General features: G+C 39.2%; 20 protein-coding genes. 9 read left to right on the forward strand and 11 right to left on the reverse strand.

What is annotated here, in order from left to right; translation table 11 throughout:
• Positions 1-68: 68 nt before the first annotated feature.
• From ilvA to ilvD, 5 genes are all read right to left on the reverse strand, one after another.
• On the reverse strand, positions 69-1376 hold the full coding sequence (ilvA, locus tag MED217_RS10900; protein ID WP_009780577.1) for a threonine ammonia-lyase IlvA: 1308 nt from the start codon (positions 1374-1376) through the stop codon (positions 69-71).
• A 37-nt stretch (positions 1377-1413) separates the two neighbouring features.
• Positions 1414-2913, reverse strand: coding sequence for a ketol-acid reductoisomerase (gene ilvC, locus MED217_RS10905; protein WP_009780578.1), 1500 nt, complete (start codon positions 2911-2913; stop codon positions 1414-1416).
• 82 nt (positions 2914-2995) lie between these two features.
• Positions 2996-3523, reverse strand: coding sequence for an acetolactate synthase small subunit (gene ilvN / locus MED217_RS10910; protein WP_009780579.1), 528 nt, complete (start codon positions 3521-3523; stop codon positions 2996-2998).
• Between the two features lie 2 nt (positions 3524-3525).
• Complete coding sequence (ilvB, locus tag MED217_RS10915; RefSeq protein WP_009780580.1) at positions 3526-5262, reverse strand: biosynthetic-type acetolactate synthase large subunit; 1737 nt, start codon at positions 5260-5262, stop codon at positions 3526-3528.
• A 6-nt stretch (positions 5263-5268) separates the two neighbouring features.
• A complete protein-coding gene (gene ilvD, locus MED217_RS10920; protein ID WP_009780581.1) occupies positions 5269-6951 on the reverse strand; it encodes a dihydroxy-acid dehydratase in 1683 nt (560 codons plus the stop codon).
• Between the two features lie 451 nt (positions 6952-7402).
• Here ilvD and MED217_RS10930 point away from each other — a divergent pair, with 451 nt between their 5' ends.
• Both MED217_RS10930 and MED217_RS10935 read left to right on the forward strand, forming a co-directional pair.
• The gene (locus MED217_RS10930) at positions 7403-8389 is read left to right on the forward strand and encodes an aldo/keto reductase (RefSeq protein WP_040532763.1); all 987 of its coding nucleotides are present in this window, start codon (positions 7403-7405) and stop codon (positions 8387-8389) included.
• A gap of 12 nt (positions 8390-8401) precedes the next feature.
• A complete protein-coding gene (locus MED217_RS10935) occupies positions 8402-8704 on the forward strand; it encodes a DUF3861 domain-containing protein (RefSeq protein WP_009780584.1) in 303 nt (100 codons plus the stop codon).
• Positions 8705-8783: 79 nt separating this feature from the next.
• Here MED217_RS10935 and MED217_RS10940 read toward each other — a convergent pair whose 3' ends face one another.
• Both MED217_RS10940 and MED217_RS10945 read right to left on the reverse strand, forming a co-directional pair.
• Positions 8784-9254 carry a GNAT family N-acetyltransferase gene (locus MED217_RS10940; protein ID WP_009780585.1) on the reverse strand — a complete coding sequence of 157 codons (471 nt, stop codon included), beginning with the start codon at positions 9252-9254 and terminating at the stop codon, positions 8784-8786.
• Between the two features lie 64 nt (positions 9255-9318).
• Positions 9319-10677, reverse strand: coding sequence for an NAD-dependent succinate-semialdehyde dehydrogenase (locus tag MED217_RS10945; RefSeq protein ID WP_009780586.1), 1359 nt, complete (start codon positions 10675-10677; stop codon positions 9319-9321).
• A 160-nt stretch (positions 10678-10837) separates the two neighbouring features.
• Here MED217_RS10945 and MED217_RS10950 point away from each other — a divergent pair, with 160 nt between their 5' ends.
• Positions 10838-11245: a hypothetical protein gene (locus MED217_RS10950; protein ID WP_009780587.1), complete on the forward strand. Its 408-nt coding sequence runs from the start codon at positions 10838-10840 to the stop codon at positions 11243-11245.
• A gap of 38 nt (positions 11246-11283) precedes the next feature.
• Here MED217_RS10950 and MED217_RS10955 read toward each other — a convergent pair.
• The 3 genes from MED217_RS10955 to MED217_RS10970 form a co-directional block, all read right to left on the reverse strand.
• A protein-coding gene (locus tag MED217_RS10955; RefSeq protein WP_230199236.1) for an IS3 family transposase occupies positions 11284-12521 on the reverse strand; the annotation gives its coding sequence in 2 pieces (ribosomal slippage) (positions 11284-12179 and positions 12179-12521; 1239 coding nt in all).
• Between the two features lie 104 nt (positions 12522-12625).
• Positions 12626-13720, reverse strand: coding sequence for a redox-regulated ATPase YchF (ychF, locus tag MED217_RS10965; protein ID WP_009780588.1), 1095 nt, complete (start codon positions 13718-13720; stop codon positions 12626-12628).
• Positions 13721-13953: 233 nt separating this feature from the next.
• A complete protein-coding gene (locus MED217_RS10970) occupies positions 13954-14304 on the reverse strand; it encodes a 4Fe-4S dicluster domain-containing protein (protein WP_009780589.1) in 351 nt (116 codons plus the stop codon).
• Between the two features lie 167 nt (positions 14305-14471).
• Here MED217_RS10970 and MED217_RS10975 point away from each other — a divergent pair, with 167 nt between their 5' ends.
• The 6 genes from MED217_RS10975 (at position 14472) to MED217_RS11000 (ending at position 19717) form a co-directional block, all read left to right on the forward strand.
• On the forward strand, positions 14472-15530 hold the full coding sequence (locus MED217_RS10975) for an acyl-CoA reductase (RefSeq protein ID WP_009780590.1): 1059 nt from the start codon (positions 14472-14474) through the stop codon (positions 15528-15530).
• Positions 15531-15808: 278 nt separating this feature from the next.
• Positions 15809-16873: a 3-phosphoserine/phosphohydroxythreonine transaminase gene (serC, locus tag MED217_RS10980; protein WP_009780591.1), complete on the forward strand. Its 1065-nt coding sequence runs from the start codon at positions 15809-15811 to the stop codon at positions 16871-16873.
• Between the two features lie 30 nt (positions 16874-16903).
• Positions 16904-17857, forward strand: a complete 954-nt coding sequence (locus MED217_RS10985) for a D-2-hydroxyacid dehydrogenase (RefSeq protein WP_009780592.1) — start codon at positions 16904-16906, stop codon at positions 17855-17857.
• Between the two features lie 114 nt (positions 17858-17971).
• Positions 17972-18610, forward strand: coding sequence for a DUF937 domain-containing protein (locus tag MED217_RS10990; RefSeq protein WP_009780593.1), 639 nt, complete (start codon positions 17972-17974; stop codon positions 18608-18610).
• A 120-nt stretch (positions 18611-18730) separates the two neighbouring features.
• On the forward strand, positions 18731-19162 hold the full coding sequence (locus MED217_RS10995; protein ID WP_009780594.1) for a DUF6146 family protein: 432 nt from the start codon (positions 18731-18733) through the stop codon (positions 19160-19162).
• A 42-nt stretch (positions 19163-19204) separates the two neighbouring features.
• Complete coding sequence (locus MED217_RS11000; RefSeq protein ID WP_009780595.1) at positions 19205-19717, forward strand: DUF6787 family protein; 513 nt, start codon at positions 19205-19207, stop codon at positions 19715-19717.
• A 4-nt stretch (positions 19718-19721) separates the two neighbouring features.
• On the opposite strand, the gene MED217_RS11005 is transcribed toward MED217_RS11000, so the two are convergent.
• On the reverse strand, positions 19722-21245 hold the full coding sequence (locus MED217_RS11005) for a bifunctional ADP-dependent NAD(P)H-hydrate dehydratase/NAD(P)H-hydrate epimerase (protein WP_009780596.1): 1524 nt from the start codon (positions 21243-21245) through the stop codon (positions 19722-19724).
• Between the last annotated feature and the right edge of the window lie 83 nt (positions 21246-21328).

Consider the following 21328-nt stretch of genomic DNA (forward strand, 5'->3'; position numbering starts at 1 on the left):
TTATGCGTTGTTTATCAATTCATCAGAAATATACAGCTTAAATTATTAACTTATAGATTCTTACATCTTTAAATTAAGAATTCGAATAAATCTGGTTTATCGTTTAAGTATTCTCCAAAAAAGTTTCTACTTTTCATTCGATCGATAAGCGGTTGTAGGTCTTTGCGGTCTTTAAGCTCAATCCCTACCACAGCCGGACCATCTTCACGAGATGTTTTCTTTTTATATTCAAAAAAAGTAATGTCATCTTCCGGACCTAAGATTTCATTTAAGAACTCACGCAATGCGCCTGCGCGCTGTGGGAATCTAATGATGAAATAATGCTTCAAACCACGATATAACAGAGCACGCTCTTTTATTTCGGCAGTACGTGTAATATCGTTGTTGCTTCCGCTCACAATACACACCACGTTTTTGCCTTTGATCTCATCTGCAAACTGATCTAACACAGATAGCGTAAGCGCTCCCGCGGGCTCGACCACAATCGCCTCTTTGTTATAAAGATCAAGAATAGTCTGGCAAACTTTCCCTTCAGGAACAGTCACCATTTTTTCTAAATATTCTTTGCATATCGCAAAGGTTCGTTCTCCTACACGTTGTACCGCAGCACCATCGACAAACTTTTCGATCAAGGAAAGCGTCGTATTTTCTTTATTAAATATCGAAGTACTCATAGACGGAGCTCCTTCAGGCTCTACTCCTATTATTTTAGTATTCGGCGAAAGCAAATGAAAAACCGTACTCAAACCTGAAGCTAGACCACCACCACCAACGGGAACAAAAACATAGTCTATCTCTTCTTTGCTCTGCTCAATAATCTCCAAACCTACAGTAGCCTGACCTTCAATAATTTTTTCATCATCAAAAGGATGTACAAAGATTTTACCCAGCGCATCACATTCAATTTTTGAAGCTTTATAGGCATCGTCAAATGTGTCTCCGGTAAGTACGATTTTGGCATATTCGCCACCAAACATCTCTACCTGCTCAATCTTTTGTTTTGGCGTAGGCGATGGCATAAAAATCGTACCATTAATCTTCAGCTTTGCGCAGGCAAAAGCCACGCCTTGTGCATGATTTCCTGCGCTTGCACAAACGATTCCTTTGGCGCGCTCTTCTTCGGTTAACGAATTGATTTTATTGAATGCTCCTCGGATTTTATAGGACCTCACCTGTTGCAAATCTTCACGCTTCAGCATAACATTGGCGTCAAACTTGCGCGAATAATTTAAACTCGGCATTAAAGGAGTCAACGCAGCAACACCTTCCAAGGTTTTTGCTGCTTCCTTTATCTGCTCTAGGTCAGGAAAAAATGTGGTTTTTAAATCGCCCAAAATAAAAGTATTAGGATTAAGTAAGCCTGTCTCAAAATGCATTGTGACAGGCTTATTTTTTATTGAGTTTAGAAAATCTTTAAGCTGTCACAGCCTCTCCAGAAGCTACGGTCTTAATGTCTTTCATCGCAGTCATTGACTCACGTAACCAAGCTCCTACAGCCTCTACTTCGTGAGCACGAATCGCATCGTTTACAGCAATAAGTGTTTTGTTATCTACACTGTTGTCTGTCGCATATGCTTTACCAATCACATTGGTATCAATGCCTTTCATAAACTCGGTAAGCATTGGCTTACACGCGTGATCAAATAAGTAACAACCATATTCTGCTGTATCAGAAATCACACGGTTCATTTCGAATAATTTCTTACGAGCAATCGTATTTGCGATAAGTGGCGTTTCGTGAAGCGACTCATAATAAGCAGATTCTTCAATGATTCCGGCTTCGGTCATGGTTTCAAAAGCGAGTTCTACACCGGCTTTTACCATTGCCACCATTAACACCCCGTGATCAAAGAATTCCTGCTCGCTGATTTCCTGACTTCCTGCAGGTGTTTTTTCAAAAGCTGTCTCTCCTGTTGCTGCTCTCCATTTAAGAAGATTTGCATCATCATTAGCCCAGTCTTCCATCATTGTTTTTGAGAAATGACCAGAGATGATATCATCCATATGTTTGTGGAATAATGGACGTGTGATATCTTTAATTTCTTCAGCCAGTTCAAAAGCTTTGATTTTTGAAGGATTGTTCAAACGATCCATCATATTTGTGATTCCACCGTGCTTTAACGCTTCGGTAATGGTTTCCCAACCATACTGAATCAATTTTGAAGCATAACCTGCATCGATTTCTTTTTCAACCATTTTGTCAAAGCAAAGAATAGAACCGGTTTGCAACATTCCACAAAGAATGGTTTGCTCACCCATCAAATCACTTTTTACTTCAGCAACAAAAGAAGATTCAAGAACACCCGCTCTGTGACCACCGGTTGCTACAGCATATGCTTTTGCCTGATCAAGACCTTTTCCTTCAGGATCATTTTCAGGGTGTACAGCAATAAGTGTAGGTACACCAAAACCACGTTTGTACTCCTCACGCACTTCAGAACCCGGACATTTAGGCGCACACATAATTACAGTCAAGTCTTTGCGCACTTGCATTCCTTCTTCTACGATATTGAAACCGTGGCTATACGCCAAAGTAGCTCCTTCTTTCATCAACGGCATAACCGTAGAAACCACAGCAGTATGCTGCTTATCTGGTGTTAGGTTACAAACCAAATCTGCAGTTGGGATAAGTTCGTCATACGTTCCTACCGTAAAACCATTATCTACAGCATTTTTATACGAAGCTCTTTTCTCTTTAATCGCACCTTCGCGCAACGCATAAGAAATATCTAAGCCGCTGTCACGCATGTTTAACCCTTGGTTTAACCCTTGCGCACCACAACCTACGATGACTACTTTTTTTCCGCGTAAAGCTTCCACCCCATTTGAAAATTCTTCAGATTCCATAAAGCGGCATTTGGCAAGTTGTGCCAACTGTTCTCTTAGGGATAGTGTATTAAAGTAATTTGACATTTTGATTTATTTTTAATGATATTGATTAGTTAATTTTAATTGCGCTGCTAAAGGGTTTCTTCCCTAGCCTATGCGCGATAGTTTACTCGGCAAATTCTGCCAGCATTTTAGAGATTTTCATTTCGTCTTTAGTTACCGAAATTCTTCCGGAACGTACAAATTGCATAATTCCGAAAGCGCTTAATTCGCGGTATAAAAGTTCGATCTCACTACGGCGACCGGCTTTCTCCAAAACAAAGAACTCTTTGTTCACGGTTACGATACGTGCACTACTTTCTTTTATGATATTCTGAATTTGGCGCTCTTCAAACAACAAGTCTGATTTGATTTTAAACAGACAAGTCTCTAAAAAGATGGTCTCTTCATCGGTGTGATAATACGCTTTGATCACCTCAACCTGCTTCTCCAGCTGACCGATGATCTTTTTCATACGTTCTTCGGTAAGGTTGATCACAATAGTAAATCGCGACACGCCTTCTATCTCTGAAATCGAAGTGTTTAAACTCTCGATATTTATTTTTCTACGCTGAAATATCGCCGAAATACGGTTAAGCAAACCGATGTTATTTTCGGTATATATAGAAACGGTATATGTTTTTGTTTCGCTCATAACTACTCAAGTCTAATATCTGAAACTGATGCTCCTGTTGGGATCATCGGGAATACGTTATCTTCTTTTTCTACAGTAACTTCCAAGAAGTAAGGCCCTTCTGAAGCTAGCATTTCTTCGATAGCCCCTGCAAGGTCTTCACGTTTTGAAACGCGCTTTGCATCTATATAGTACCCTTTTGCAATAGCCACAAAATCCGGGTTGATCAATTCGGTTGAAGCATAACGACGGTCAAAGAACAACTGTTGCCACTGGCGCACCATTCCGAGGAAATCATTATTCAACACCACGATCTTTACAGGAACTTTAGTCTGAAAAATGGTTCCCAATTCTTGAATGGTCATTTGATAACCACCATCGCCAATGATCGCAACTACAGGACGCTCTGGCGCTCCCATTTTTGCTCCAATCGCTGCCGGAAGTGCAAATCCCATCGTACCTAATCCTCCCGAAGTCACATTGCTTTTTGACTGGTTAAACTTGGCATAACGACAAGCGATCATTTGATGTTGACCAACGTCCGAAACGATCACGGCATCTCCTTTTGAAACTTTATTGATTCCTTCAAGGACTTCGCCCATCGTCAGACCTTCTTTTTCAGGAGTGATATCGTCTTTAATGATCTTGTCAAATTCTACCTGATACAGTTCTTTAAAACGATTATGCCATTCGGTATGCGTATTCTCTTTTAAAAGCGGAAGTAATGCTGCCAGCGTTTCTTTACTGTTTCCTAGAACAGCAATATCAGCTTCTACATTCTTATTCACCTCAGCAGGATCAATTTCAAAATGAATCACTTTTGCCTGCTTTGCGTAGGTATTTAAATTACCGGTAACACGATCGTCAAAACGCATCCCGATAGCAATCAATACATCACACTCGTTAGTCATTAAGTTAGGTGCATAATTTCCGTGCATCCCAACCATACCTACGTTTAAAGGGTGATCTGTAGGAATCGCTGAAACTCCAAGTATGGTCCAGGCTGCAGGTACTCCAGATTTTTCAACTACTGCCTTAAACTCTTCTTCTGCTTTACCCAAAATAACACCTTGCCCCCAAACGATCATTGGCTTTTTAGCATTATTGATTGCTTCAGCTGCAGCTTGCAACGCTTCAGGATTTAGTTTTGGGATCGGCTTATAGCTACGTACTGCTGTACATTTTTTATATGCAAAATCAAACTCTTCAAACTGTGCATCTTTTGTAATATCGATAAGCACAGGTCCCGGACGACCACTTTTTGCGATGTAAAAAGCCTTAGCCATCACCTCCGGAATTTCAGAAGCTTTAGTGATCTGATAATTCCATTTAGTAACCGGAGTAGAAATACCGATGATATCAGTCTCTTGAAACGCATCACTACCTAATAAATGCGAAGCCACCTGCCCGGTAATACAAACCATCGGCGTAGAGTCTATTTGTGCATCAGCGATCCCGGTAATAAGGTTAGTTGCACCAGGTCCCGATGTAGCGATAGCGACGCCTACTCTTCCGCTTACACGGGCGTAGCCTTGAGCGGCGTGCGTAGCACCTTGCTCGTGACGGGTCAAGACGTGATGAAGCTTGTCTTGATATTTATACAACTCGTCATAAACGGGCATAATCGCCCCTCCGGGATAGCCATAAAGTGTGTCTACACCTTCGGCAAGCAAGCATTTTATAATAGCTTCTTTTCCCGTTAAACGCTGCGTAGCTTCTACTGCAGTGTCTTGCAATTTGATTGTTTGTGTATTATCCATACCCTTCTACATTTCGTCTGTCACACAACCTTTAGAAGCTGACGAGACTGTTTTCGCATATTTATATAACGCTCCGCGTTGGAATCTAAGTTCCGGAGCTGTCCATTTTTCTCTTCGTTTTGCCAATTCTTCATCGGTAATATCGATGTTGATGGTATTCTTTACGGCATCAATAGAAATGACATCTCCATTTTCTACAAGTGCGATATTTCCACCCACTTGTGCTTCGGGAGAAACGTGCCCCACCACAAATCCGTGCGATCCACCAGAGAATCTTCCGTCAGTAATCAAAGCAACGTCTTTACCTAAACCGGCTCCCATAATTGAAGAGGTAGGCTTAAGCATTTCTGGCATTCCGGGACCACCTTTAGGTCCTTCATAGCGAATGATCACTACGTCACCTTTTTTAACTTTTCCTGATTTAATTCCTTCGTTTACCTCTAATTCGCTGTTGAATACATTGGCAGTTCCTGTAAACGAAAGCCCTTCCTTACCGGTAATCTTTGCTACAGCTCCTTCAGTAGCCAAGTTCCCGAATAGTATACGGATATGGCCACTATCTTTAATTGGCTTATTCAACGGTCTAATAATATCCTGACCATCTATAAGATTGGGAACATCTTTTAGGTTTTCAGCTAAAGTTTTTCCGGTAACGGTTAAACAATCCCCGTGAAGCATACCGTTATCAAGCATATATTTTAATACTCCCGGAATTCCGCCAACACCGTGTAAATCTTCCATAGAATATTTACCTGAAGGTTTAAGATCTGCTAACAACGGTGTATTATCACTCAGGCGCTGAAAATCTTCTAGCGTAAAATCTACCTGAGCTGCTTTAGCTATTGCTAAAAAGTGCAATACTGCGTTGGTAGAACCTCCCAAAACAGTCACCAAGCGAATCGCATTCTCGAGCGACTCTTTTGTTACAATATCTGAAGGTTTAATATCCTGCTCTAATAAATATTTTAAAGCCTCACCTGCTTTAATACATTCCTGCTCTTTAATATTAGCATCAGTAACTGCAGGGTTCGATGAGTTAAAAGGCAATGACATTCCTAAAGCTTCAATAGCAGAAGCCATAGTATTTGCAGTATACATACCACCACAAGCACCGGCACCCGGACACGCTTTGTGTACTACTTCTTTAAACTCATTATCATCAATAGTTCCTGCAACTTTTTGACCATAAGCCTCAAAAGCAGAAATGATATCTAGTTTTTTTCCGTTATGGCATCCGGAAGCGATCGTTCCTCCATAAACTAAAATTGACGGGCGATTTAATCGCAATTGCGCAATTAATGCCCCCGGCATATTTTTATCACAGCCCACAACTGTAACCAGACCGTCATAACTCATTGCTTGAACCACGGTTTCCATAGAATCAGCGATGATATCACGTGACGGCAGCGAGAAACGCATTCCCGGAGTTCCGTTAGAAATACCATCACTTACACCGATCGTATTGAAAATAAGTCCGACTAAATCTGCATTAGACGCACCTTTCTTGACGTAGGTTGCCAAATCATTAAGGTGCATATTACAAGGATTCCCCTCATAACCAGTACTTGCGATACCAATTAATGGTTTCTTGAGATCTTCATCGGTTAAACCTATTGCGTGCAGCATTGCTTGAGCCGCAGGCAATGTTGGGTCTTGAGTTACAGTTTTACTGTATTTATTTAATTCCATTGTTATAATTCTAATTCGAAATTAATTATTCCCATTTTTTATCAATTCTTTTCCCAAAAAGCTTTGGATATACCAAAAATTCTCAAAAAGATTTTAAATTGTTGATTTTCAGTTTTTTAAACTAAAAATACTACTATGTTCAATAGTTGAAATTCTGCATGTTTTAAATGCTATTCAAAAAAAAACCTTCCAGTTTAACGGAAGGTCTATTATTTAAATATGACGTTCCGCATCAACTACCGTTAATGACAATAATAGAACGTACACGAATTGCTGTTTTCATTATGGTAAAGCTATTTATTCTTAATGGGGCAGCATTAGAAACCCGGCTAAAATATTGGGATTATAGGCATTTTTAAAAATACCATATTTTGGCAAGGGTTTATGATCATTCTATTATAGGAAAACAGGTGGTTTTGTACTTTTAATGAAAATTTTCAAACAATTTTTTATGAACTATAGAAGATTAGGCAAAACAAATCTCAATATCTCTGAAATTTCTCTCGGAACTTGGCAAGTGGGCGGCAAATGGGGTTCAGGTTTTGACGATAACACAGCAGAACACATCATCAATACCGCAATAGATCAAGGCATCAATTTTATTGATACTGCAGATGTTTATGAGAATGGACTAAGTGAAGCTGCAGTAGGCCGCGTGGTACGCAGCAGATCTGAAGAGGTTTATGTCGCCACAAAATGTGGTAGACAAATCACCCCACACGTTGATGCAGGCTATACTGTAAAAGCTTTGCGTACTTACGTTGAAGCCAGCCTGAAAAACACCGGTTTAGAGCGTTTAGATTTAATTCAATTGCATTGTCCGCCAACCGAAACGTTTTATCGTCCGGAAATTTTCAGACTTTTTGAAGATCTTAAACAAGAAGGAAAAATTGCTAACCTTGGCGTGAGCGTTGAAAAAGTAGAAGAAGGCTTGAAAGCGATGCAATATGAAAATGTCACTACGGTACAGATCATTTTTAATGTATTTAGACAACGTCCTGCCCAATTATTCTTTCGCGAAGCGGAAAAAAATGATATCGGAATTATTGTAAGGGTTCCTTTGGCCAGTGGACTACTCACAGGTAAGTTTGATCAGAACTCCTCATTTGACAAAGAAGATCATCGCAACTTTAACCGAAACGGAGAAGCCTTTGATAAAGGAGAAACCTTCAGCGGAATTGATTTTGAAACCGGGCTTCAAGCCGTAGATCAATTGAAAGGTATATTCCCTCAGGTAGAAAATCTTGCTCCCGTAGCGCTTCAATGGATTTTACAGCATCCGGAAGTAAGCACTATTATTCCCGGGGCTTCTAAGGTTGAGCATTTGATGTCAAACCTTTCTCTTTATGAGCGACCCGATTTAACTTCAGAAGAAATTGAAAAAATGAATGCGGTTTATACTGAAAAAATAAAACCGCTTGTTCATCAAAAATGGTAAACCCTGAAAGCAATGGCAACCACAGTAAAAAAAGGAAATCACTACAAACTGAGTTTAGAACAGCTAAGCGTTTTAAAAGAAGAAAAGCGTGATGATAATACACTTGAATTAGAATTCTCAAACCACGACGAACTTTTTGAAATCGTCGAAAAAGTAAAGTCAAAAAAACTTTTTAACTCAGAAGAAGAATCAACAGAATTTGCACTCGGACTTAAATTATTTACCGAAGTTATGCTTCGCAATAAAAAGCATCCTTTATTTGAAGATTTAAGACCTCACATTGTAGATTTTATGAAGAAGCTGAAGAGCTCTTAATAACAAGCTGGTGTAAAGCAAACGAAACATAGCTTTAATTTCAACAATTAAAAAGCGACCTGATTAGGTCGCTTTTCTACTATAATATTTTCCCGTATTTAGTAAGATCTGGAGTAAAACCCAAAGATTGATAAAGCTTTCGGGCCTTTTTGTTATCATCAAAAACATTAAGCGTTAATAAACTGTAACCACAGTCTTTAGTCCATTCTTCTGCTTTTTGCATCAACATTTTACCTATACCTCTTCCCCTTGCTTCAGGCGCTACGATGATATCGGCGATATGGCCGTGAGGTTCCCGATGGTAATAGTCGGTGCCTATTTCTAAAAAGATAAACCCAAGCTGTGTTTTGTCTTCATCATCTTCGGCAATAAAAATCGCATTATCCTTATTACCATCTTCAATTTCGGCCTTTAAAATACGTTGATCAATATCAAGCATTACCTCAGGATCACGCCAGTGCGGCAATTCAGGATCTGTAAGGCTAGGCAAAAGATTCAGAATAAAATCAGTATCGCTTTTGGTTACGCGTCTAATAGTTACTTTGGGCATGTATAAGGCTGTTTGAAGGTTTTTTGGGTAAGTTACAATTATCCTCTTTTTGAACCAATCCTATTTAATAGGTATTAAAATAAACCGTCTTTTTATTTACAAACTCTTTGATACCATCTTCTGATAATTCGCGGCCATATCCAGAAATTTTAGTTCCGCCAAAAGGCAATCTGGGGTCGCTTTTAACGAGCTCGTTGATAAACACCGCCCCATCGTCAAACAACGGAACAAGTTTTCGCGCACGCTCTTTATCTTCGGTAAACACAGAAACTCCAAGTCCAAAATCAGTGTAATTTGCCAGATGAATAGCTTCGTCTTCATTTTTAAACGTGGTAATTCCAATCACAGGACCAAAGGTTTCCTCTTTAAACAAAGCCATTTTGGTCGTAACATTAGTGACCACCGTAGGTTCGAAGTAAGCTTTCTTGCGGGTTCCTCCGGTTAAAATTTTGGCGCCTTGCCTTACACTCGATTTTAATTGTTCTTCTAGCTCTTCAGCAAGATCTTCTCGCGCCATTACACCAATAAACGTATTCTCATCCATGGGATCACCGCTTTGCAATTCTTTGACCTTAGCCACAAATTTTTGTGTAAATTCTTCGGCAATATCTTTATGAAGCAGCAAACGCTTTCCGGCGATGCAGCTCTGTCCTGTATTTTGAAAACGTGCCTGAACCGCTGTTTTTATGGTTTCATCCATATTACAATCTTCAAAAACCACAAGTGCATTGCTTCCGCCTAATTCCAATACAGATTTTTTGATCTCGCTTCCGGCTGTAGCTGCAACAGCACTTCCGGCAGGCTTGCTTCCGGTAAGCGTAACAGCTTTAACGCGAGGATTTTTTATGATTCCCTCAATTTTATCACTGCGCAAAGGCAAATTGGTAAAACAGCTTTTAGGAAAACCAGCACGCTCAAAAACCCGCTGAATATTCATAGCACTTTCCATTACATTGCTTGCATGTTTTAAAAGGGCGACATTACCCGCCATTAAAGCCGGAGCTGCAAAGCGAAATACTTGCCAAAAAGGATAATTCCACGGCATTACTGCCAGAACGACTCCGAGTGGCTCGTAACTCACATAACTTTCGGTAGCATCTGTTGTGATCGTCTTAGGAGCTAATTGCGTTTGTGCATTTTGCGCGTAGTATTCACAAACCCACGCACATTTCTCCACTTCAGCTACAGCTTGTTTGATAGGCTTTCCCATCTCTAACGTGATGGTGGTTGCATAATCCTCTTTGTTTGTTTTGAGTTCGTCTGCTGCAGCCCGCATTAACGAAGCGCGCTCTGCAAAAGTGGTTTTTCTCCAAGACAAAAAACGCTCGTAGGCAACTTCTATAGCTTCAACCGCCTCTGCCTTGGTAAGTTGTTTATTTTGAAAAACATGTTCTTTTGTGTAGGGATTTATAGATTTAATCATGGGGACTTTTCATTAGTGACCTAAAGTTAAGAAGCAGAACACAAAGCATAGCGCGATTAAGAGCACTTTAACTGTGTAGCTGTTTATAAGTCGTTTACAACTCTTTACTTCTCAGGTTTGAAGTGCATTTTATAATTGTAATTTTAGAAAACTTCACGCTATGAATTCTAGAGATGCCCAATTACTCCAATTAAGACCAGAAATTTTATCAGCTCGAGTTGACGACACGATGAGTGCTGATGAGCAGTTTCAAAACGGAACCTTGCGTCCGGTTGTAAAACTTCAAAACGATCTTCTGGTAGAAGCCTTTCGCAATTACATCAAAAAGCATAAAAATGTATTCTACACTTTAAATATAGACCGAAGAATGGAATACATCGCAAATGCGATTCAGAAAGACATCAAATTTAGGAACAGCCTCAAGGGAATGGTTATTGGCCAATTTACGGTTGAAGAATATCAGACCTATATACAGAATTCTTCAGCATTAAATAAACGGATGATGAATCTGGTGAAGCAGCGTATTCAAAGTAATATTCAGCTGCTGGAAGAAGAAGTTTCTGTGTAATTGAGTCGTCCTAAAATAGGTTGACAGTTTTTAAAAGTTTAAATCAATCCGGTGAAGCTAGCTTCACCGGATTTTTTGTTGTGTATAAAATTAGGTGTTTTGTAGTTAAGGCTTAGATGTGGTCTTTCATTGTTATATGTTTTTATTGACTGCTGAATCAACAGTCTGAGTTCTTTACCTGTATTGCATTTGTTTATGAAGAACTCTTCCTTCAATATCCCGTTAATTCGTTCTGCTAACGCATTTTGATAGCAGTCATACCCATCTGTCATTGATGGTAATGCATTTGATCGCTTCAATTGAGTTTGATATAACGAGGAGCAATATTGCAAGCCTCTGTCAGAATGGTGTATTACCTCGCTTGATGTGGTTCTACTTTTATTAGCCATTTTCATTGCTTTAACTACATTTTCTGCACTCATATCATCACTTAGGTGGTAGCCCATTATTTTTCTGCTAAAAGCGTCTGTCACCAAGGAAAGATAGTGAGTTCTTTCTCTACTCTTGATGTAAGTAATATCGCTTACAAAGTATTGCTCTGGTCTTACGGGCGTAACATCTTTCATCAGGTTGGGGTGTTTTTTTAGCCAATGCCTAGAATCTGTTGTTCTTGTGTAATTCTTTTTTTGTTTTATAAGCATTGATTCTGACCTGAGATAGTCAAATAGGGCATCTCTGCCTATTTTAACTCCCATCTTTTGAAACTCAACCTTGAGTAAATAATACAGTTTACGAGTGCCTAGCCTTGGCATTTGCCGGCGGACCCTTAAAATCAGCGGTTTGATTAAAGCAAGTTCATCAGCTCTTATCTGTTCTCGCTTTTCTGATTGATAGACAGCCTGTCTGCTTATCCCAAACAATCTGCAACAACGTGACAGGCTTAGTCGGTGTTCTTGCCGGATTCGTTGGATTGATTGGGCAAATGCTTTTTTCGAATAGAAGTTCCGTATTGCTGATCTGAGATGTCGATCATCGTGTTGAGAATCTTATTTTTAAGCTTCTCATCTGATAGCTCTTTTTCAAGCCTCTTGATCTTTTGAGCAGGTGTTTCTTTCATTGTGTTACAGGTAAGTCTTGTCTTTGGTTTACTCCAGTCTAAGTTACCGTGTTTGCGTAACCAAACCAAAACAGTACTCCTTCCTTGAATACCATATGCTTTTTGGGCTTGCTTATAAGTCATTTCGCCCTTTTCTACCTGAGATACAACCGCCAATTTAAAGCCTAAATTGTAATCACGCTGAGTGCGTTTCTTCTCAGCTCCTTCTGAGTCTTTCATAAATAAGTCGAATTTGTGTCAACTTATTTCAGGACGGGACAATTTTAAAGCATAAAAAAGCCACTTAAATAAGTGGCTTTTTTATACTTGATTTTCTGGAAGAGTTACACATTAAATAAGAAGTGCATAATGTCTCCGTCTTTAACAATGTAATTTTTTCCCTCAACACCCATTTTACCGGCTTCTTTTACTTTGGTTTCACTTCCGTAAGCAACATAATCTTCATAAGCGATTACCTCTGCTCTAATGAAGCCTTTTTCAAAGTCGGTATGAATAACTCCGGCTGCTTGAGGCGCTGTCGAACCAATTTTAGTCGTCCACGCGCGCACCTCTTTTTTACCTGCTGTAAAATAGGTTTGTTGATTCAATAACTTGTATGCCGTACGGATCAATTTTGAAGAACCCGGCTCCTCAAGACCTATATCTTGTAAAAACATCTGGCGCTCTTCGTAGTCGTCCAATTCGTTGATATCTGCTTCGGTACCTACGGCAAGTACAAGCACTTCTGCGTTTTCCTCCTTTACTGCCTCACGTACTTTTTCTACGTAAGCATTTCCGTCTACAGCTGCACCCTCATCTACATTACACACATACATCACCGGTTTATCGGTAATGAACTGAAGCGGCTTAACAAATTCTGCATAGTCTTCTTCAGAAAATTCAACAGCTCGTACAGATTTTCCTTGCTCTAAAGCTTCTTTAATCTGAATTAAAACTGACTCTTCTTTCTGAGCGTCTTTGTTCCCGGTGCGAGAAGCTTTCTTTACTTTTTCAAGTTTCTTTTCAACGGTTTCAAGATCCTTAAGCTGAAGCTCTATATCTATAGTTTCTTTGTCGCGAATAGGATCTACGCTACCATCAACGTGAACAATATTATCATTGTCAAAACAACGTAAAACGTGAAGAATAGCATCGGTTTCTCTAATGTTTCCTAAGAATTGATTTCCTAATCCTTCTCCTTTACTTGCTCCTTTTACAAGCCCTGCAATATCAACAATATCAACAGTAGCAGGAATCACACGCTCTGGCTTTACCAGCTCTTCTAATTTTGACAAACGAGGGTCTGGAACATTAACTACCCCAACATTAGGTTCGATAGTACAAAACGGAAAGTTTGCACTCTGCGCTTTTGCATTTGATAAACAATTAAAAAGAGTTGATTTTCCTACGTTAGGCAATCCTACAATACCTGCTTTCATGGTTTCAAAATTTTGAGGCGCAAATATAGGAAGCTTATCTAAAACTTTACAGCTTTACTTGATAATCAAGAGCAATTGTTTTACTCCCGTTATACTACTATAGTTTTTTACAGCACAAGACCAATTCAAACGATTAAAAATCAATACGCTAAGTCAATCAACCCATAACTCCAAGGCATAAAAAAGTCCGGTTTATTAACCGGACTTTTCATTAATTATATAGAAGCCTTTGCTTAATTATGATGCATAAATGCCTGTTTGCCTAGAAGTTCTTCTTCCGTTTCTACGTTATCTTCATCAGGCACACAGCAATCTACGGGACAAACCGCAGCACATTGTGGCTCTTCGTGAAAGCCCATACATTCTGTACATTTATCAGGAGCGATGTAATATACCTCATCACTTATAGGCTCTTGAGTTTCTTCTGCATCAACCTCTTTCCCGTTAGGAAGCACTACTTTCCCTTCAAGGTCTGTCCCATCTGCATAACGCCAGTCATCTGCACCTTCATAAATCGCGGTGTTAGGACATTCTGGCTCACAAGCCCCACAGTTAATGCATTCATCAGTTATTATAATTGCCATAGTATAATCGTTTTCTAATCCTTAATTTTGCCCTCGTGGACAACACATTTTTAAACCCTACTAAATTAGTAGAAATTAATGAGAAAACAGGGCGAAAAATACACTGATTTTCTCTTAAATATTGAAACGCAAAATTAAGGTCTCGGCCTAACTCTACCAAACCATTTATGGATTTAAACCAAAGAATTACTGCATTCTCAAACCTCGGTGAATTTTTAAAGGATTATTTGTCTGACGCTCCAAAAAGCGATTTGGCGTTACAAGATTTTAAAACATTAACCGAAGAATTCACTGCGGTTATTGAAACTTCGCACCGTCAAAACGCCTGGTTCACTCCAGAATATATCAAAATGGCATTACAGAGTTGGTCTCAAATGCTCACAAAAGAAACTCTTACCCATTGGTTTGCGGCTTATGCTGCTTCAAATACAACTTCAAAAAGAGTAGCAGTGATTATGGCAGGTAATCTGCCTTTGGTAGGCTTTCATGACTTTTTAAGCGTTTTACTTTCCGGGCATCACCTTATCGCAAAATTATCTAGTGATGATAAATTACTAATGCCTTTTCTAGCCAAAGTATTGATTAAACTAGAACCTTCTTTTGAATCAAAAATTGAATTCACTCAGGAAAAATTGCCCCAATTTGATGCCGTTATCGCAACCGGAAGCAACAACACCGCACGCTATTTTGAATACTACTTTAAAGACAAACCAAGTATCATCCGCAAAAACCGTAATGCCGTAGCCATACTTACAGGAAATGAAACTGCTGAACAACTTGAAGCCTTAGGGAGCGATATTTTCAACTATTTTGGGATGGGATGCCGTAGTGTTTCAAAGATCTATGTGCCACAAGGCTACGACTTTGATGCTTTTTTCAATGCAATGTATGCGCATCAAAACGTGATCAATCACCACAAATACGCCAACAATTACGATTACAACAAAGCGGTTTATCTTATGAGTCTTTTCCCTGTTCTTGACAACAACTTTATGGTTTTAAAAGAAGATAAAAACTTCTCCTCTCCTATTTCTGTAGTCTTTTATGAGTACTATAAAAGCATAGATTCACTTAAGGAAACACTAAGCTCACAAGCAGATCAAATTCAGTGTGTTGTGGCTCAAAATTTTGATCCCAATGAGGTTGCATTTGGGCAAGCTCAAAAACCAAAACTTTATGATTATGCAGATGGTGTTGATACCGTTGCATTTTTATTAAAATTATAAGAGAAATTCGTCAATTATTTATTGATTTATCAAACTACTTTGAAAGTGTTTTAAGCATCTTTGCATGTCTTTTTAAGCACGCAATTGCTTGCACATATATAAGGTGGAATCTTATGTATTCTGTTTGAAAAGCCGTAATTTTCCAACGGAATACTTCAGGGCAAGTTCACGAAGTATTCTTAAGGAATAAATTTTCAATATTAAAGCAAGCCTAGGGTATTAAAGCCTTTTGGCGGCGCCAATAAAACCAAACAAAAAGAGACCAAATATTCAATCCAATGAAAAAACATAATTTCAGTGCAGGGCCATGTATTCTTCCTCAGGAAGTATTCAAACAAGCCTCTGAAGCCGTTTTAAATTTCAACAATCTTGATCTTTCTATTTTAGAAATTTCGCATAGAAGCAAAGACTTTGTAGATGTTATGGAAGAGGCTCGCGAGCTTGTTCTTGAATTAATGGGTCTTGAAGGCAAAGGTTATAAAGCATTATTCTTACAAGGTGGTGCAAGTATGCAGTTTGTAATGACCGCATACAATCTACTAGAAAATAAAGCAGGATATATCAATACAGGTACTTGGAGTGACAAAGCGATCAAAGAGGCAAAGATCTTTGGTGAAGTGGTTGACGTTGCAAGTTCAAAAGACAAAAACTACAACTATATCCCAAAAGGTTTTGAAGTACCTTCAGACCTTGATTATTTACATCTTACAACAAACAATACCATCTTTGGTACTCAAATCAAAGAGTTCCCTACTACAGATGTGCCATTAGTTGCAGATATGAGTAGTGATATTTTTTCTCGAGAAATCGACTTCTCAAAATTTGATCTAATTTATGCAGGAGCTCAAAAAAATATGGGGCCTGCAGGTACGACACTTGTTGTGATCAAAGAAGATATTTTAGGCAAAGTAACACGCCAGATCCCAAGTATGTTGAGTTATGCTACGCACATTTCAAAAGGAAGTATGTTCAACACGCCTCCTGTATTTGCAGTATACACCTCAATGCTTACCCTTAGATGGTTGAAAGAAAATGGCGGTATTGCAAAAGCTGCAGAAGAAAATGAGAAAAAAGCAACCTTGCTTTACTCTGAGATCGACCTCAACCCACTGTTTAAAGGATATGCAGCAAAAGAAGATCGTTCTATTATGAATGCTACCTTTAATCTTGCAGAAGACAATCTTAAAGAAACCTTTGATACGATGCTTAAAGAAGCTGGTATCAATGGCCTTAACGGGCACCGAAGCGTTGGTGGGTATCGTGCATCTATGTATAATGCTTTGCCACTTAACAGTGTAGGCGTTCTTGTTGACGTGATGAGCGAACTTGAGCGTAAAGCCTAACAAACCAATCAATAAATCAAAAATTAAAACATGAAAGTTTTAGCAAATGATGGTATTTCTCAAACTGGAGTAGACGCTCTTGAAGCTGCCGGTTTTGAAGTTATTACTACCAAAGTTGCTCAAGAGCAGCTCGTAAATTATATTAATGAAAACAACGTAGACGCGCTTCTAGTACGTAGCGCTACAAAAGTTCGCCAAGATCTTATCGATGCGTGTCCAGACCTTAAACTTATAGGACGTGGCGGTGTAGGTATGGATAATATTGACGTACAATATGCCAAGGATAAAGGCCTGAGCGTGATCAATACACCGGCTGCATCTTCTGCATCTGTTGCAGAGCTTGTGTTTGCACATCTTTACGGTGGCGTTCGTTTCTTGTACGATGCTAACCGCAATATGCCTTTAGAAGGTGAAGAAAAATTCGGCGCACTTAAAAAAGCATACGCAAAAGGTGTTGAGCTTCGCGGAAAAACTTTAGGAGTTATTGGTTTTGGCCGTATCGGTCAGGCTACTGCAAAAGTGGCCTTGGGTGCCGGAATGAAAGTGATCTATTCTGATCCTTACATGGAAAAAGCCGAAGTAAAAGTTGACTTTTTTGACGGTCAGGAAGTTTCTTTCAAATTCGAAAGCAAACCGAAAGAAGAAGTTCTTGCAGAAGCCGACTTTATCACATTACACGTTCCTGCTCAAAAAGAATATGTTATTGGTAAAGCCGAAATTGAAAAAATGAAAGACGGTGCTGCTCTTGTTAATGCAGCGCGTGGCGGAGTAGTTGATGAGCTTGCACTTATTGAAGCACTAGATGCCGGTAAACTTGCTTTTGCTGCTCTTGATGTTTTTGAAAGCGAACCAAAGCCGGAAATCAAAATTTTAATGCATCCTAAAATTTCATTATCTCCGCACATTGGTGCAGCGACTAATGAAGCCCAGGATCGTATAGGTGTTGAACTTGCAGATCAAATTGCTTCGATCTTAAAAGGTTAATTTTCAACTCCCCAAAAACAAAAAGCCGAATTTTATTCGGCTTTTTTTATGTGCAATAAGCAGAGAATAATGCAACTGTGCTTAACTTTATATCATAACAAAAACCAAAAAATCATGGCAGGCTTATTAGATTTATTAAATAGTGACCTAGGAAAACAATTAATTAGTGGCGCGAGCGCACAAACAGGAGCTTCAGAAAGTAAAACCGCAGATGTATTGAGTATGGCAATGCCACTGCTTTTAGGTGCAATGAAAAAAAATGTTTCCTCTAAAGATGGTGCTTCCGGACTTATGAACGCCTTAAGCGGAAAGCACGATGGAAGTATCCTTGACAATATAGGTAGTATTTTAGGCGGTGGTAGCGTAGATCAAGATGTAATGCAAGATGGCGCTGGTATTTTAAGTCACGTACTTGGCGGAAAACAACCCGTTGTTGAAAATACACTAAGCGCCAAAACAGGTTTAGATGCAGGAACCATTGCCCAAATTCTGAAGATCGCTGCGCCTATTCTACTTGGTATTATTGGGAAACAAACCAAAGAAAACAATGTTCAAGATCAAGATGGTCTTACCGGAATTCTAGGGAGCATGCTTGGTGGCCAACCAAAAGAAAACCAAAGTTTGATAGAATCTCTAATCGATTCAGATGGTGACGGAAGCGTTCTTGACGATGTTGCTGATATGGTTTTAGGATCAAACAAAAAACAAGGTGGAGGTATCGGCGGAATGCTAGGCGGGCTTTTCGGAAAATAAACATATTATCCCGTAGTAAACTAACAAGCCGCTTCCATCAAGCGGCTTGTTGATTTTAAACCCTAAAAATTTGATCAATTTATATGGCTTGAGTTTTGTAGCTTTAAAAGAAAAGATCTTATGAAAAATTTCTTCTACGTTGTTTTGGCACTTGTTCTAGTTTACGGTTGCGCTTCAACACAAAATAATAAACCCATTACAGATGCTAATCCTGAAGCAACTGCTAATGATACCGTGCGCATTGCTAATGACAGTCTCGAATACGAGATCATCATTATAGAACCCGGTTACAACGCATTTTTAAATTCAATAGCAAGGCCAGAAGGATATTACTCTCAAAACTATCTTGAGAACAAGAATCGATTCATTGTACCGGAATATAATCAACGCGTATTGCAACCTTTCCGATTTGATCCTAACCTGTATCCACAACAAATCGATTACAACAGTTCTGTAGATTATGGTTATGAAGTAAACTACAAACTTTATTATTACTTTGTGTATTTCACCCGAAAGTATAAGCAACGTTTTAGTGTTCCTACACGCATCTAGAATTAGTTTATTTATCTTAATTCTAAATAGTATATTTGGTGCGTGAAAAAATTCAAAGCAAACTGGGAAATCACCCATAACTGGCAACTTATATTTCCTGCTCTGGGAATTTTACTTTCTTTAGGATGTGGCTTCCTCATCGCCCGTAGGCTGGATTTCTTTTTAGATCCCGGGATTACTCAAAAAATCTACTTGACGGTTCTCAGCTTAGTACTAACCTATGCAATAATCCAATTGAGTTTATTCTGCTTTAAAAAGCTTAAAAACAGATGGCTTTTAGAAAACCGCTGGGAATTCATCGCGGTGTTTATCGTCTTTGCGATTACCGGTTCTACTGCCGGCAGAATTTCAAGCCCCGTAATGCAAGCAATAGGCTTAGGGAGCGAGACTATTTCAGGATGGATCTATTGGCCGTTACGCATCCTCATCATATTCCCAATTTACCAGGTCTTGCTGATTATCATCGCCTGGATCTTTGGGCAGTATGCATTCTTCTATCAGTTTGAAAAGAAAATGCTTTCAAGGTTTGGTTTAGGCTTTCTGTTTAAAAAATAGATCACTACTCCTTTTCCGGCTTGGCAAATAGATCAAGATAAGCTTGACCTAGAAATTCGGTGATCATACTCGCCGTTAAACCTTCATAAGCAGTATGGTTAATCGCAATATCTGCAGCCTTCCCGTGAAGGTAAACTCCAAAAATAGCAGCCGTTAGCGGATCATAATTTTGCGCTATCAATCCGGTGATTATTCCTGTTAAAACATCTCCACTTCCACCTGTTGCAAGTCCGGGATTACCGGTATTATTCACATAATATTTGCCGTCAAAAACCGTGATGGTATGCGCATCTTTAAGCACTAAAACACACGTGTACTTTTTACTGAATGCTTCGGCTTTTTTCAATTTATCAAAATCATCTTCCCAGGCACCAATCAGTCGTTCTAACTCTTTTGGATGTGGCGTTAATACAGAATATTTCGGTAAGTAATCTAAAAACTGCTTATTCTTTGAAAGTATATTGAGTGCATCTGCATCAAGCACAAGGGGTACTTCATTATCTTCCAAAAATTCCCCTAAAGCATTTTGAGTTTTTTGCGAAGTCCCTATTCCAGGCCCTATCCCAATTACGGTAGGTTTCAAATCAAATTCAATCTCCTCGAGTACATTCCCCATAAAATCATCAACCATCACCATAACTTCTGGCAAACTTGATTGTAAAATAGGCACACCTTGCTGAGTGGTATAGGCTGTAACCAAGCCGGCTCCTGCGCTCAAAGCACCTTTACAACTTAAGATTGCAGCCCCCATTTTACCATAACTTCCCGCAATCATCAAGGCGTGACCATAAGTTCCTTTATGACTGAATTTAGTTCTGGGTTTATACATTTGTTGTGCTTCAGCCTTATCGATAAGCTGTGCCTGTGTCTCAACCGAATTCAAAAAATCACGATCTAGTCCGATATCTAGGACTGTCCAATTATTGATATACTTTCCACTTTCCGGAAGAAAGAACGCCAGTTTCGGGGTTTGAAAAGTAAGCACGATCGTAGGCGTCACTATCGCCGAATCTTTAATAGTCAGATCTATACCCATCCCAGAGGGCACATCGATAGAAACAGTATATGCACCACTTTTATTAATGGCTACAAAAAGAGTTTGTACCCAGTCTGGCGCAGGCCTGTTGATCCCGATCCCAAAAATGCAATCGACAATCAAATCCTCCCGGCTTAATTCTGGGAGATCTTCTTCAGATTTTAAAACCTGAGGCCATTTGCGCGTCACTTTTTTAAGTTCGTCTAAGGCCAGAAGAAAATCTTTGCTTCGGTTATCGCTATAATTCACCACATACACATCAACAGGATATTGATGCTCAACAAAATATCTTGCGATCACCAGACCATCTCCACCGTTATTCCCTATTCCACAGAAGATTTTAACCGGTACAGGCTGCCCTTGTAACCGCTGGTGCATATATTGAAATGCATAACCTCCTGCACGTTCCATTAAATTGTAAGAAGGAATATTTTCTGCGTTCTCGGTCGCTTTATCGGCTTGATAAACTTGGTCTTTACTTAATATTTTCATTGGGAATTAATTCAGGTTTAGAATATCCGTAAGGAAAAGCCTTTGATTTCTATTTAATTAGTGATTTCTCTGTTAAAAAAGTA

Source organism: Leeuwenhoekiella blandensis MED217 (genome assembly GCF_000152985.1).
GTDB classification, from domain to species: Bacteria; Bacteroidota; Bacteroidia; order Flavobacteriales; family Flavobacteriaceae; genus Leeuwenhoekiella; species Leeuwenhoekiella blandensis.